The organism is Mycolicibacterium austroafricanum (assembly GCF_902705885.1).
GTDB classification, from domain to species: domain Bacteria; phylum Actinomycetota; class Actinomycetes; order Mycobacteriales; family Mycobacteriaceae; genus Mycobacterium; species Mycobacterium vanbaalenii_A.
The window spans coordinates 34,649-48,004 of the sequence record NZ_CACSIP010000044.1; the positions used below are offsets into that span (position 1 = coordinate 34,649).

The 13,356-nt window shown below is 68.5% G+C and carries 12 protein-coding genes; 8 read left to right on the plus strand and 4 right to left on the minus strand.

Annotated elements, in window-relative coordinates; all coding sequences use genetic code 11:
• Positions 1 to 7 precede the first annotated feature (7 nt).
• Entirely contained in the window at positions 8 to 1,624 is a 1,617-nt protein-coding gene (locus tag BEMPMBAN_RS24930; RefSeq protein WP_159234031.1) for a LuxR family transcriptional regulator, read from the minus strand.
• Between the two features lie 141 nt (positions 1,625 to 1,765).
• Here BEMPMBAN_RS24930 and BEMPMBAN_RS24935 point away from each other — a divergent pair, with 141 nt between their 5' ends.
• Together BEMPMBAN_RS24935 and BEMPMBAN_RS24940 are read left to right on the plus strand one after the other, a co-directional pair.
• Positions 1,766 to 2,851 carry an S-(hydroxymethyl)mycothiol dehydrogenase gene (locus tag BEMPMBAN_RS24935; RefSeq protein ID WP_159234033.1) on the plus strand — a complete coding sequence of 362 codons (1,086 nt, stop codon included), beginning with the start codon at positions 1,766 to 1,768 and terminating at the stop codon, positions 2,849 to 2,851.
• Positions 2,848 to 3,486 (plus strand): MBL fold metallo-hydrolase, encoded by a 639-nt coding sequence (locus tag BEMPMBAN_RS24940; protein WP_234897685.1) that lies wholly within the window; start codon positions 2,848 to 2,850, stop codon positions 3,484 to 3,486. Before BEMPMBAN_RS24935 ends, BEMPMBAN_RS24940 begins: the two co-directional genes overlap by 4 nt.
• Positions 3,487 to 3,588: 102 nt before the next feature.
• Here BEMPMBAN_RS24940 and BEMPMBAN_RS24945 read toward each other — a convergent pair whose 3' ends face one another.
• Positions 3,589 to 4,200, minus strand: coding sequence for an SHOCT domain-containing protein (locus BEMPMBAN_RS24945; RefSeq protein ID WP_200846112.1), 612 nt, complete (start codon positions 4,198 to 4,200; stop codon positions 3,589 to 3,591).
• 100 nt (positions 4,201 to 4,300) lie between these two features.
• Between BEMPMBAN_RS24945 and BEMPMBAN_RS24950 the strand changes: the two genes are divergently transcribed.
• Complete coding sequence (locus BEMPMBAN_RS24950; protein ID WP_159234035.1) at positions 4,301 to 5,386, plus strand: class I SAM-dependent methyltransferase; 1,086 nt, start codon at positions 4,301 to 4,303, stop codon at positions 5,384 to 5,386.
• 56 nt (positions 5,387 to 5,442) lie between these two features.
• On the opposite strand, the gene BEMPMBAN_RS24955 is transcribed toward BEMPMBAN_RS24950, so the two are convergent.
• Entirely contained in the window at positions 5,443 to 6,471 is a 1,029-nt protein-coding gene (locus BEMPMBAN_RS24955) for an NAD(P)H-dependent amine dehydrogenase family protein (protein WP_234897687.1), read from the minus strand.
• Between the two features lie 100 nt (positions 6,472 to 6,571).
• On the minus strand, positions 6,572 to 7,093 hold the full coding sequence (locus tag BEMPMBAN_RS24960; RefSeq protein ID WP_159234039.1) for a hypothetical protein: 522 nt from the start codon (positions 7,091 to 7,093) through the stop codon (positions 6,572 to 6,574).
• Between the two features lie 100 nt (positions 7,094 to 7,193).
• On the opposite strand from BEMPMBAN_RS24960, the gene BEMPMBAN_RS24965 reads away from it, so the two are divergent.
• From BEMPMBAN_RS24965 to BEMPMBAN_RS24985, 5 genes are read left to right on the plus strand one after another with little or no spacing between them, the layout of a single operon-like run.
• Positions 7,194 to 8,753 carry an ABC transporter substrate-binding protein gene (locus BEMPMBAN_RS24965; RefSeq protein WP_159234041.1) on the plus strand — a complete coding sequence of 520 codons (1,560 nt, stop codon included), beginning with the start codon at positions 7,194 to 7,196 and terminating at the stop codon, positions 8,751 to 8,753.
• A 2-nt stretch (positions 8,754 to 8,755) separates the two neighbouring features.
• Positions 8,756 to 9,730 (plus strand): ABC transporter permease, encoded by a 975-nt coding sequence (locus BEMPMBAN_RS24970; RefSeq protein WP_159234043.1) that lies wholly within the window; start codon positions 8,756 to 8,758, stop codon positions 9,728 to 9,730.
• Positions 9,727 to 10,602, plus strand: a complete 876-nt coding sequence (locus tag BEMPMBAN_RS24975; RefSeq protein WP_159234045.1) for an ABC transporter permease — start codon at positions 9,727 to 9,729, stop codon at positions 10,600 to 10,602. Before BEMPMBAN_RS24970 ends, BEMPMBAN_RS24975 begins: the two co-directional genes overlap by 4 nt.
• Positions 10,602 to 12,224, plus strand: coding sequence for a dipeptide ABC transporter ATP-binding protein (locus tag BEMPMBAN_RS24980; protein ID WP_159234047.1), 1,623 nt, complete (start codon positions 10,602 to 10,604; stop codon positions 12,222 to 12,224). The genes BEMPMBAN_RS24975 and BEMPMBAN_RS24980 overlap by 1 nt, the downstream gene beginning before the upstream one ends.
• Before the next feature lie 31 nt (positions 12,225 to 12,255).
• Positions 12,256 to 12,996 (plus strand): SDR family NAD(P)-dependent oxidoreductase, encoded by a 741-nt coding sequence (locus BEMPMBAN_RS24985; protein WP_159234049.1) that lies wholly within the window; start codon positions 12,256 to 12,258, stop codon positions 12,994 to 12,996.
• Positions 12,997 to 13,356 lie beyond the last annotated feature (360 nt).

The window sequence follows — 13,356 nt, forward strand, 5'->3', positions numbered from 1 at the left end:
CGTGCCGTCAGAGGATGTTGTGTTCGCGCGCCCAGGCCACCGCCGCCGTCCGGTTGGAGACCCCCAACTTGGCGTAGATGTTGGCCAGATGCCGACCAACGGTCTTGTCCGAGAGGCACAACTGCTCGGCCACCGCCCGGTTGGTGGCGCCCGCTGCCACGGCGCACAACACCTCGACCTCGCGTCGGGTCAGCCCACCCGGCGACGGCGATCCGCAGATCCCGGCGGGCTCTACGCCGAGTTCGGCGTAGATCGTGNCGGCTGNCGCCGCGNCGGNGGNGGCGGCCGCTGACTCCCCCAGACCCCGGTGGGCCAGCGCCATCCACTCGTACACCTCGGCGGTCTCGTAGCGGGACTGCTGGATCCGGTACTCCCGCAACGCCGCCTGCAACGACTGCAGTCCCAAATCGAACTCCCCACGGCGCACCGCCACGGCGCCGCGCGCATGCGCAGCCCACGCCAGATAGCCCGGCGTCCCGAAGGATTGCGCGTCTGCTTCCAGTTCACGACAGTGCCGTTCGGCCTCCTGCAGGTCGTCGCGGCTCAATGCGATCTCCACGGCGGCCCGCAACAAGCGCACCCGGGCCAGCCGGTCGTCGCCGGTGAGCGCGAGCCGGATCGCCGTCCACGCCCCGACGACGTCGCCACGGCGGCATGCCAGCAGCGCCTCGCCCGGCTGCGGATCCATGCCCAGCATTCGCGCCTGGGCGAATGCTGTTGCGGCGCCGTCGAAGTCGCACATGAGTCGGCGCACCTCACCGAGCTGGTAGTAGCCCTCGGCGGCCGCCCAGGCGTTGGCCCCCTCCAGTGCCCGGCTGGCCAGCCCGAGCCGGTCCTCCAGAGCGCGGTAGTCGGCCTGGTAACTGGTGGCCACCTGTACCTGCAACCGGTGCACGTCGCAGACGCCGCCGTAGGTCACCGATCCCGAAACCCCGCACCACTGTTCCATCGACTGCGTCCAGGAGCGCATCCTCGGCAGATCGGCGAGCTTGTGACAGTGGTGCAACACGATGCAGTAGATGTCGCCGGCCCATTCGATCGGCACCTCGTCGGCCAGCAGCGGCAGGATGCCCTCGTCGATCAGCGCGTACCCCTCGGCGGTGCGCGCGTGCAGGATCGCCTCGATGCCGGCGGCGATCAGACTCAGCGCGGAGATCGCCGGCGCTTCCAGCCGCCGAGCCAGCTCGCGCAGCGTCTGCACCCGCGCCGTCAGCGCTTCGACATCCAGCGAGACAGCGGCGACGGCGGCATCGAGATAGGCGAGGTAACCGTGGGCGGGACCCTCCTCAGCGTCGGCGAGCAGTCGGCGGGCGCGGTTCATCCAGCCCTGGCCGATGTTGACATCGCCCCGGACCAGCCACCCCAGCGCCAACTCGTTGGCCTTCATGGCGGCGGCCACCGGGTCGGTTCTGGTCAACGCGGCGAACACCCGCTCGGCGGCGCGGATGGACTCCTTGACGTGGCCCAACCGCCACGCGGCGAACGCGAACGCATCCAGGTCGTCGGTGTGCAACGGCGCGTAACGGCCGGCCAGGTCGAAGGCGTGGTAGCTGGCAGCCCAGTCCCGCCGCTGGTGCGCTTCGCGTGCGGCGGCGAGAAGGTCGGTCTGAGGGTCGGCCAGCATCGATGTCTACGGTATGCCGATCAGCCTGCTCAGAACAGGTCGTAGCGCGGTCGGCCACACAGCTGCCCCGATGTGGACGGCCGTTTGGACACCGGTCCGGGTCACTGCCCCCTCGTCGGTGTGAACTATTAGGGTTTAGGCATGACTCAGACGGTGCGAGGTGTGATCTCCCGGACGAAGGCTCAACCCATCGAAGTGGTGGATATCGTCATCCCCGATCCGGGGCCGGGTGAGGTCGTGGTCGACATCCAGGCGTGCGGGGTGTGCCACACCGACCTGACCTACCGCGAGGGCGGCATCAACGACGAGTTCCCGTTCCTGCTCGGCCATGAAGCCGCCGGCGTCGTCGAGTCCGTCGGCTCCGGCGTGACGAACGTCGAGCCCGGCGACTTCGTGGTCCTCAACTGGCGGGCGGTGTGCGGTCAGTGCCGGGCGTGCAAGCGCGGCCGCCCGCACCTGTGTTTCGACACCTTCAACGCCGCGCAGCCGATGACGCTGACCGACGGCACGCCGCTGACTGCAGCGCTGGGCATCGGCGCGTTCGCTGACAAGACGTTGGTGCACGAAGGCCAGTGCACCAAGGTCGACCCGGCCGCCGACCCCGCTGCAGCAGGCCTGCTGGGCTGCGGCGTGATGGCAGGGCTGGGAGCGGCCATCAACACCGGCGCGGTCAACCGTGATGACACGGTCGCGGTGATCGGCTGCGGCGGGGTCGGCGACGCGGCGATCGCGGGCGCCCGCCTGGTCGGCGCCAAACGCATCATCGCCGTGGACACCGACAACCGAAAGCTGGACTGGGCCCGCGAGTTCGGTGCCACCCACACCATCAACGCCCGCGAACTCGACCCGGTGAAGACCATCCAGGACCTCACCGACGGCAACGGCGCCGACGTCGTCATCGACGCCGTCGGCCGGCCCGAGACGTGGAAACAGGCGTTCTACGCACGCGACCTCGCGGGCACCGTGGTCCTGGTCGGAGTGCCGACCCCGGACATGACGCTGGAGATGCCGCTGATCGACTTCTTCTCCCGCGGCGGGTCACTGAAATCCTCGTGGTACGGCGACTGTCTGCCCGAACGCGATTTCCCGACGCTGATCAGTCTTTATCTGGAAGGCCGCTTCCCCTTGGACAGGTTCGTCTCCGAACGCATCGGGCTGGGCGACATCGAAGAGGCGTTCCACAAGATGCACGCCGGCGAGGTCCTGCGTTCGGTGGTGATCCTGTGAGCACCGAACCCATTGGCCCGATCCAGCGCCTGGTCACCAGCGGCACCTTCGAACTCGACGGAGGCAGCTGGGATGTCGACAACAACATCTGGCTCGTCGGCGATGACAAGGAAGTTGTGGTGTTCGACGCCGCGCATACCGCGCAGCCGATCATCGATGCGGTCGGCGGTAGGCACGTGGTGGCGGTGGTATGCACGCACGGTCACAACGACCACGTCACCGTCGCACCGCAGCTCGGCGAGGCTCTCGACGCGCCGGTGCTGATGCACCCGGCCGATGATGTGCTGTGGCGGATGACCCACCCGGACAACGACTTCCGATCGGTGGCCGATGGCGAGACACTGCGGGTCGCCGGCACCGAACTGCGTGCGCTGCACACTCCCGGGCATTCCCCCGGTTCGGTGTGCTGGCACGCACCCGAGCTGAGCGCAGTGTTCAGCGGTGACACCCTGTTCCAGGGCGGGCCGGGGGCCACCGGCCGCTCGTTCTCCGACTTCCCCACCATTCTGGCGTCGATCTCGGAGCGCCTCGGGAAGTTGCCCGGGGACACGGTCGTCTACACCGGCCACGGCGACACCACGACCGTCGGTGACGAGATCGTGCACTACGACGAGTGGGTGGCGCGCGGCAGCTGAGCCGGTTGCCCCGGTTGCCCCGCGAGCGCGCATGTTTGCACGTCGACGCACCGGTCCGCGCGTACAAAGATGTCGCGCTCGTCGTGGTCGAGCGCGCGCGGGCTACACCGGAGGCGGCAGCGGACCCGGCCAGTCGGGCTCGTCCAGGCTGACCGGACCCTGCAGCGGACGGGCCTTCTTCCCCGATCGCACCCGCCATGTCACCGCGGCCACGAGCGCAAGGACGCCCGCTGCGGTCACGCCGCCGAACATCCACAACAGCCCCGCCGGTGAACTGTCGCGACCGAAGGCCAACTGCGGGTTGATGTAGCCGCCGACGTTGCCACCGGTGGAGATGTCGTAGACGCCGTCCTGCGGGATCTGGGCGACCCAGATCCGGATCCGGACATCGTTGTTGATCGACGTCGTGGTGCCCATCGTCTCCGTGACGACCGGCTCGGCAACCCCCTCCGGTGGTGTGATGCCGAGTTGCAGGGCGGGGACCGGGAAACCGCCGTTCACCCCGCCCGTCACCGCGGTGTGGAAGCTGATCGTCACCTCGCCGGCCGGCAGTTGCAGCCTGCCCGAACCCGGAACCGGCACCTCGCCGTAGGCGTCGAACTCGTCGAAGACGAACACGTTGAGCACGATCGCGACGATGAACCCGACCACGCCGGCCACCAGCGTCAGGACCGCGCCGCCGATCGCGATCCGTGGACCGACCCGCCCCGTCATGCGGCGAGTCTGTCATGCGCGCGCTTCTGCGGCGCGCCGCTCGGGTGAGGACTACCGTCCGAAGAGACGGAAATTGACCAGATGCCCTCGAAAGGTCGCGATGCCTGAGTCCAGCATCGTCGTGCAACCCGAGCCGATGGACAGCGGCACATACACCGCCGCGGCTCGGTTGCAGGCGGCCGGGCTGCAGTCGGCCATCGCCGTCTTTGAGGAGGCTGCGGCCGCGGTGCCGATACCGGCTCCGCCGCAGCCGATCGTGATCGCCGATTACGGCGCAGCCAGCGGACACAACTCACTGCTGCCCATCGGCGCCGCGATCGCGGTGCTACGCGGGCGGACCCGCCCCGAGCACTCTGTGCTGGTCACCCACACCGACCGGCCGGACAATGATTTCACCGCGCTGTTCCGGACCCTGGAGGAAGACCCCGACACGTATCTGCGCAAGGACCGCGCCACCTTCGCCTCGGCCATCGGACGGTCGTTCTACAGCCAGATTCTGCCGTCCAACAGCGTCAACCTCGGCTGGAGTTCCTGGGCGATCCAGTGGCTGAGCCGGGTGCCGGGCGTCATCGAAGACCACCTCCAAGTCGCCTATTGCGCGGACGAATCCGTGCGCGCCGCCTTCGCCAAACAGGCCGCCCGCGACTGGCACGAGTTCGTCGCCTTCCGCGGCCGCGAGCTGTGCCCCGGCGGCCGTCTGGTGGTGACGACGATGGCGGTCGGCGACGACGGCGAGTTCGGCTACCGGCCGCTGCTGTCGGCGATGGTCGACGGTCTCGACGAACTCGCGGCCGGCGGGTTGATCACCGATGACGAGATGTTGCGGATGTGCGTGCCCACGGTCGCGCGGCACGCTGCCGACTTCGCGGCGCCGTTTGCGCCGTCCGGACGCTTCGAACGCCTCGAGATCGAACGCCTCGAGATGTTCGACGCGGAGGACCGCTTCTGGCGGCGCTACCGGATCGACAGCGACGCAAGAGCTTTTGGCGCCCGATGGGCCGGTTTCGCCCGCATGTCGGTGTTCCCGGAGCTGACCACGGCGCTGGCCGACGGCGCCGAGGATGCGCGCGCACCGGAACTGTTCGACCGGCTCGAAGCCGGCGTCGCGGAGCGTCTGGCGGCGGCGCCGGAGCAGATGCGGATCCCGCAGGCGCACGTCGTGCTGGTCAAACGCCACACCACCTGATCGATCGAGGACGCTGGCGGCGGCGCGCGCCGACTTGCTGCGGCGGCTGGGGCGAGCTACCGGATGGTGCCGACCCCCGGGATCAACGGCAGATCCAGCGCCGTGACCCAGCCCGGTGAGAGGTCGTTGACCGCCGGTACGGCGTTGAGCGCCCGAAGACCGGTGGCCAGACAACCGGCCGCCGCCGCGTCGCGGCCGGACCCGTCGGTGAACCGGAACGCGGTCTCCTGGAACATGCTCGGGGTCCCCTCGATGTCGACGCGATAGACGTCGTTCTGGTCACCCGACGGCCAGTCGGGGGCCGCGTCGTTGCCGATCCGGTTGACGTGCTCGAGCTGGATGCGGGTCTCGCCGCGGTACACCCCGTTGATGGTGAACCGGACAGCGGCGACGTTGCCCGGTTCGATCACGCCCTTGGCAGTCGGGCGCGGATCGGGGGTGACCCACTTGTCCCACGTGGTGGTGATCTCGTCGAGCATGATCCCGGCGGCATGAGCGATCATGGGAACTGTTGCACCCCAGGCGAATACCAGGATATCGGGATTCTCCAGCATCGGCCGGTACTCGGGTGGCCTGCCGATGCCCATCTCGCGGTCGTAGTCACCGGTGTAGTTGGTGTAGTCCAGCAACTCGGAGGCGCGGACTCGACGCACCTCCGAACACAGGCCCATCAATGTCATCGGGAACAGGTCGTTGGCGAAGCCCGGGTCGATACCGGTGGTGAAACACGACGACTCCCCCAGCTCACACGCCACGGTGATCGGCTGGATCCAGTTCGGCGGATTGAGATGCATGGTCGGCCAGATCCACGGGGTCATCGCAGTCGAGCAGACGTCGATCCCCGCGCGCAGAAACCGGGTGATCAGCTCGATGTTGGCGTCAGCGTGCGCGGCCGTGGGCCCGTAGTGCACCAGCGCGTCGGGTCGCAGGTCGATCAGCGCGTCGATGTCGTCGGTGGCGGTCAAGCCGAGGTCGGCTCCGAGGCCGCAGAGCTCCCCCACGTCTCGCCCGACCTTGTCCGGGTTGCTGACCCCGACCCCCACCAACTCGAAGCACGGGTGCCCGATGATCTCGGCGATCACCATCCTGCCGACGAACCCGGTCCCCCAGACCACCACCCGTTTCACGTCGGGTCCATTCACAAGCGCCGCCTCTCGTGGTCTCGACTGTCCGCCGGGATCGGCGTCAGAAGCAGCGTCGCAGACCCCCCGGTTCACAGATCAGCGGGTACTGGTCGACCGGGATCGGCAGTGGCTCCTTGTACGACAGCGTGAATGGCGTGTTGATGATCGCCGGTGCCAGGCCGCAGTTTCCGGCGTGCGACACGCTGCGCGTCCCGGACATCGTCGCGTCGTCGAACTTGTAGGTCTCGACGGTGGGCCCCCAGCTGCCGTCCGGACACCGCATGCCCTCCTTCTGCGGCACACTGAAGCTCCATATCCCCCCGACCAGCCTCGCGTCCCCACCGGTCAGCCCCGTCGAGGCCGAGACCTTCAACCGGCAACCGACCGGCAGGTACAACGGCTCACGCAGATCCCCGACGACCGGCACGCACGACGGGTAGATGCTCCACGTTCCGGCCAGTCCCTCGGCCGGCGTGTAGTCGAACACCCCCTCCATCACCTGCGCGGCCTGGGCAGGGGCAGGCAATCCGAGGGCGACACCGAGGGCGACGACGGCGGCGCTGATACCGCGCAGGATCTTCACGGGTCCGAGTATTTCAGTCGCGGACGGACAAAGTCACGGATTTGTAGCCTCGGCCGATGGGTAGTAAAACCGAGGCAGGCTCGAATCCGGGGTGGTGCAGATGACGAGAACAGCGGTCTCGACCGCTGTCTTGCGCGTATTCACAGCAGCCGTCGTGCTGGCCGTCGTGTTGGCCGGCTGCTCGACCGGGCAGCGGGTGGATCTGGGCGCCGGGGCCGACGGCGTGGTGGCTGCCATTGCCGGTGAGCCCGATCAACTGGACCCGCACAAGACCACCGCGTATTTCTCGTTCGAGGTGCTCGAGAACGTCTTCGACACCCTGGTCGAACCCGACGAGAACCTGCAGATGCAGCCTGCGCTGGCCGAATCGTGGGAGGTCAGCCCAGACGAACTCACCTGGACGTTCCGGCTGCGCGACGGCGTCGTCTTTCACGACGGCACTCCGCTGACCGCTGACGACGTGGTGTTCTCCTACCGCCGCATCATCGACGAAGAGCTCCCCAACTCCGACAAGTTCAGCGCGGTGACCGCCGTCGAGGCGCCGGACCCGTCGACCGTGGTGATCCGCACCGACCGCCCGGTGCCGAACATGCTCACCAACCTCGGCGGGTTCAAAGGCATGGCGATCGTGTCCCGCCGCAATGTCGAGAGCGGACAGATCGCCACCCGGCCGATCGGCACCGGACCGTTCAGCTTCCGCGATCAGCGCAGCGGCGACTCCATCATGCTGGCGGCCAACCCCGACTACTGGGGTGGCGCCCCCGACATCACGGGGGTGACGTACCGGTTCATCTCCGAACCGTCGACGGCCCTGTCGGCGCTGCAGGCCGGCGAGATCGACTGGACCGATTCCATTCCGCCGCAACGGGTGGCGCAGCTCGGCGACGACGACTCGGTGACGCTGGCTGTGACGCCCAGCAACGACTACTGGTACCTGGCGCTCAACCAGGCCCGCGACCCGTGGGACGACGTGCGGGTCCGTCAGGCGATCGCGTACGCCGTGGACCGCGACTCGATCGTCCAGGCCACCAGCTACGGCACCGCGGAGGCCAACCAGCTCGCGATACCGCAGGGCAATCCCTGGTACACGCCGTATGACCGGTATCGCGAGGGCGGCAGCGAGGACGGTCTCAACAGGGCCCGCGAGCTGCTGCGGGAGGCGGGCGCTGCGCCGTCGAATCTCGACATGCTCGTCACCACCGACTATCCGCAGACGGTGACGGCCGCCCAGATCATCGCCGACAACCTGTCCTCCCTCGGCATCACCGTGGACATCCGCACCGTCGACTTCGCCACCTGGCTCGACGAACAGAACTCCGGCAACTTCGACATGCTGATGATGGGCTGGCTGGGCAACATCGATCCCGACGACTTCTACTACGCCCAGCACCACACCGACGGGACCAGCAACGCGCAGAAGTTCTCCGACCCCGAGGTGGACCGCCTGTTGGACGCGGGCCGGGTGGAAACCGACAGGGACGCCCGCGCCGAGGACTACGCCGGTGCCGCGACCCTGATCGCCGACAAGGTGAGCTACATCTTCTTGTACAACCCGTCGGTGATCCAAGCCTGGAACCCGGCCTTGTCGGGATATCAGGCGCGCCGCGACGGAGCCGTCCGGTTCCGGGACGCGACGATGAACCCGGACGGCGGTGTGTAGCCGTGGCCGCTGCCTCCGTGCTGACCCATCCGGTCACCCGGTTCGTCGCGCGCCGGCTGGTGTACTCGGCGGTGGTGCTGCTCGGGGTGCTCGTGGTGGTCTTCGCGCTGGTGCATCTGGTGCCGGGCGATCCGGTCCGCATCGCTCTGGGCACCCGCTACACCCCGGAGGCTTACGAGGCACTGCGGGCGGCCAGCGGTCTGGACCAGCCGATCGTGTCGCAGTTCTTCGGCTACCTCGGCTCGGCGCTCACCGGTGACCTCGGCGTCAGCTTCCGCAACGGTGACCCGGTGACCGTCGCGTTGCTGGAACGGCTTCCCGCGACGCTGTCGCTGGGCTTCGCCGGCATGGTCATCGCGCTGGTGATCGCGCTGCCCGCCGGCATCTACGCGGCGCTGCGGGAGGGTCGGGTCAGCGACGGAATAGTCCGCGTGACAAGCCAATTCGGGGTTTCGGTGCCCGACTTCTGGCTCGGTATCCTGTTGATCGCGCTGTTCTCGACGACGTTGGGCTGGCTGCCCACCTCGGGGTACCGACCGCTGTTCGACGACCCGGGAGGCTGGCTGCGGCACATCGTCCTGCCCGCGTTGACCGTCGGTGTGGTGGCCGCGGCGATCATGACGCGTTATGTCCGTTCGGCCGTGCTCGAGGTGGCCGCGATGGGCTATGTCCGCACCGCCCGCTCCAAGGGGCTCTCGCCACGCGTGGTCACGTTCCGGCACACCGTGCGCAACGCGCTGGTGCCGATCCTGACGATCACCGGCATCCAGTTGGCGACAATCCTCGGCGGGGTGATCGTCGTCGAGGTGGTGTTCGCCTGGCCGGGGCTGGGCCGGCTGGTCTTCAACGCGGTGGCGGCCCGCGACTACCCCCTCATTCAGGGTGCGGTGCTGCTGATCGCCGCGCTGTTCCTGCTCATCAACCTGCTCGTGGATCTGCTCTACGCGGTGGTCGACCCGAGGATCCGGCTGGCATGACGACCTCAGAATCCACCCGGGTCTCGTCCTGGCGACTGCTTGCGCGCAATCCGATCACGCTGATCAGCGCGGTGACGTTGGTGCTGGTGGCGCTCGTCGCGCTGACCGCCAACTGGATCGCCCCCTATGGCGTGAACGACGTCGAGGTGCCCAACGCGCTGCAACCGCCCAGCGGCTCGCACTGGTTCGGCACCGACGAACTGGGCCGTGACGTGTTGTCCCGGGTGCTGGTCGCCATGCAGGCCTCGATGCGGATCGCCGTCGTCTCGGTGACGTTCGCCGTAGTGGTGGGGGTGGCCGTCGGGGTGGTGTCCGGCTATCGCGGCGGGTGGCTGGACGCGGCGCTGATGCGGGTCGTCGACGTGATGTTCGCGTTCCCGGTGCTGCTGCTGGCGCTGGCGATCGTCGCCATCCTGGGACCGGGGGTGACCACGACGATGCTGGCGATCGGCATCGTGTTCACCCCGATCTTCGCGCGGGTGGCGCGCGCCAGCGCGCTGAGCGTACGCACCGAACCGTACGTCGCGGCCTCGCGCGCCATGGGGACCGGCGACCTGTACATCCTGCGGCGGCACATCCTGCCCAACATCTCCGGACCACTGATCGTGCAGACCTCGCTGTCGCTGGCCTTCGCGATCCTCGCCGAGGCGGCGCTGTCGTTCCTGGGTCTGGGCATCCAGCCTCCACAGCCGTCACTGGGCCGGATGATCTTCGACTCCCAGGGCTTCGCGACGATGGCCTGGTGGATGGCGGTGTTCCCGGGAGCGGCGATCTTCCTCATCGTGCTGGCGTTCAACCTGTTCGGCGACGGTCTGCGCGACGTGCTCGATCCGAAGCAACGCACCACCATCGAGGCCCGGAGGCAGCAGTGATGAGCCCGCAGCCGGTGTTGAGCGTGCGCGACCTCGGGGTGCGCATCGGGTCGCGGACGCTCGTCGACGGGGTGTCGTTCGATGTGCACCGGGAGCAGACCGTGGGCATCGTCGGCGAATCCGGGTCCGGCAAGTCGATGACGGTGCTCGCGGGGACCGGGCTGCTGGACGCGCCGGGAGCACGGGTGTCGGGCACCAGCACCCTCACCGGTGAGACGGGCGAATCGGTGCAGTTGGTGGGCGCCTCGCCACGGGTGCTGCGCCGGGTGCACGGCGCCCGGATCGGCTTCGTCTTCCAGGATCCCGGCACCTCACTGAACCCGCTGCTGACCTTGGAACGCCAGATCACCGAATCGCTCGAGACGCACCGCCGAATGACGCGGCGGGAGGCCGGAACCCGGGCGCTGGAGTTGCTCGAGGCGGTCGGGTTGCCCGACCCCGAGATGCGTCTGCACGCCTACCCGCATCAGCTCTCGGGCGGGCAGCGCCAGCGGGTGATGATCGCGATCGCGTTGGCGTGTGACCCGGAGGTGCTGATCGCCGACGAGCCCACCACGGCGCTGGACGTCACGACGCAGGCGCAGATCGTCGAGCTGGTGCGGACATTGCAGCGCGACTTCGGCACCGCGGTGGTGTGGATCAGCCACGACCTGGGTGTGATCGGGCAGGTGGCCCGAGAGGTGACCGTGTTACGTGACGGCGTGGCCGTCGAGCAGGCACCGATCATGGACGTGTTCGAGCGGCCGCGCGACGAGTACACCCGCGACCTGCTGGCCGCCCGCCCGGTACTCGACGGTGCCGGCCCGGCGGCGGTCCCCTCCGACGCCGAGGCGCTGCTGGAGGTCGACGGGCTCGACGTCCGGTTCGCGGTGTCCACCCCGGTGGGCCGGTCCACGGTGCACGCGGTCAAGGACGTGTCGTTCCGGATCCGCCGCGCGACGACGCTGGGTCTGGTGGGCGAATCCGGTTCCGGGAAGTCGACCGTCGCAGCCGTGCTGACCGGGCTGGTGAAGCCCGACGGCGGCAGCGCGACGCTGGACGGCACGGACATCCTGAGCGTGAAGGGATCCCGGGCCAAGGCGCTGCGTCGCCGCATCGGGCTGGTGTTGCAGGATCCGTTCTCCTCGCTCAATCCGCGCGCCCGCGTGGATGTCTCGATCTCGGAGCCTCTGAAGGTGCATGGGCTGGCGGACAGCGCGCAGGCGCGCCGCGACCGGGTCGCCGAACTGCTCGAGCTGGTCGGGCTGCCCACCGCTTTCGCACAGCGGTACCCGCATGAGCTCTCGGGCGGGCAGCGGCAGCGGGTGAGCATCGCGCGGGCGCTGGCCGCCGAGCCGGACCTGCTGATCCTCGACGAGGCGACCGCGTCGCTGGACGTGTCGGTGCAGGCGCGGGTGCTCGAACTGCTGTCGCGGCTGCAGCACGAGTTCGGACTGACCTACCTGCTCATCGGACACGACCTGGCGGTGATCCGGCAGCTGAGCCACGACGTGCTGGTGATGCGTGACGGCGCTGTCGTCGAGAGCCGGCCTGCCGACGAGTTGTTCGCCGCTCCCGAGCAGCAGTACACCCGGGACCTGTTGGCTGCCGTTCCCCCGGTGACACCGCGCGCCGCCGTCTGAACGCCGCTGCGCCCGTGAGAAGGTCGTGGGCATGAGTCAGCTGAGCGGGAAAGTCGCGTTGGTCACCGGCGCGTCGGCAGGTCTGGGCGCGGCGACGGCGCGGTTGTTCGCCGAGCGCGGCGCGAAAGTGTTCGGGATCGCCCGGGACGCCGCGCGGATGGCGGAGGTGTTCGCCGATGTGCCCGACGCCGGATTCGCGTCGGTGGACATCGCCTCCCCGCAGGCCTGCGCGCAGGCCGTCGAGGACTGCGTCGCGCACTTCGGCCGGCTCGACGTCCTGGCCAACATCGCGGGGTTTCACCAGATGCGGCACACCGCGACAATGACCGACGACGACTGGGCCACCGACCTTGCCGTGAACCTCAACGGGCCGTTCTACCTGAGCCGCGCGGCACTGCCCCATCTGTTGGAGACCGGTGGCAACATCGTCAACGTCTCGTCGATCGCCGGCGTCGAGGGCGAGGTCTACTCGGCGGGCTACTGCGCGGCCAAACACGGGCTGATCGGCCTGACCCGCGCGCTGGCAATCGAGTTCACCAAGGAGAAGCTGCGGGTCAACGCGGTCTGCCCCGGAGGCATGCCCACCGCGCAGACCACCGAGTTCCAGGCACCGGACAACGCCGACTGGGATCTGATCATGCGGATCGCTTCGCCGCGGGGATTCATGGCCACCGAGGACGTCGCCAAGGTGATCACGTTCCTGGCCAGTGACGACGCCGCGGCGATCCACGGGGCGGTGTACCGGGTGGACAACGGCAAAGGCGCGGGCTGACTCCAGCCCGGGGGCGTCAACTGGACACCTGTCTTTTATTGAGGCTGCTCACGGGGGTCCATACGATAGCCGACTGGCCACGCACACGGTCGGACCTGCTCCGCTTCTAGCCTGATAGTGGTTCACCACAAGGCTTTTCATACCGAAATTGTCTCTGGAACCGATATCTGGCTAAACTGGACTGGTGTCCAGTCAATCTTCCGGCACCGGCCTTGGCTTTGGCCTGGTGTTGTTCACCTCTGATCGTGGTATCGCTCCGGCGGCGGCCGCGAAGCTCGCCGACGAGCACGGCTTCACGACGTTCTACGTGCCCGAACACACCCACATCCCGATCAAACGCCAAGCCGCCCACCCCACCAC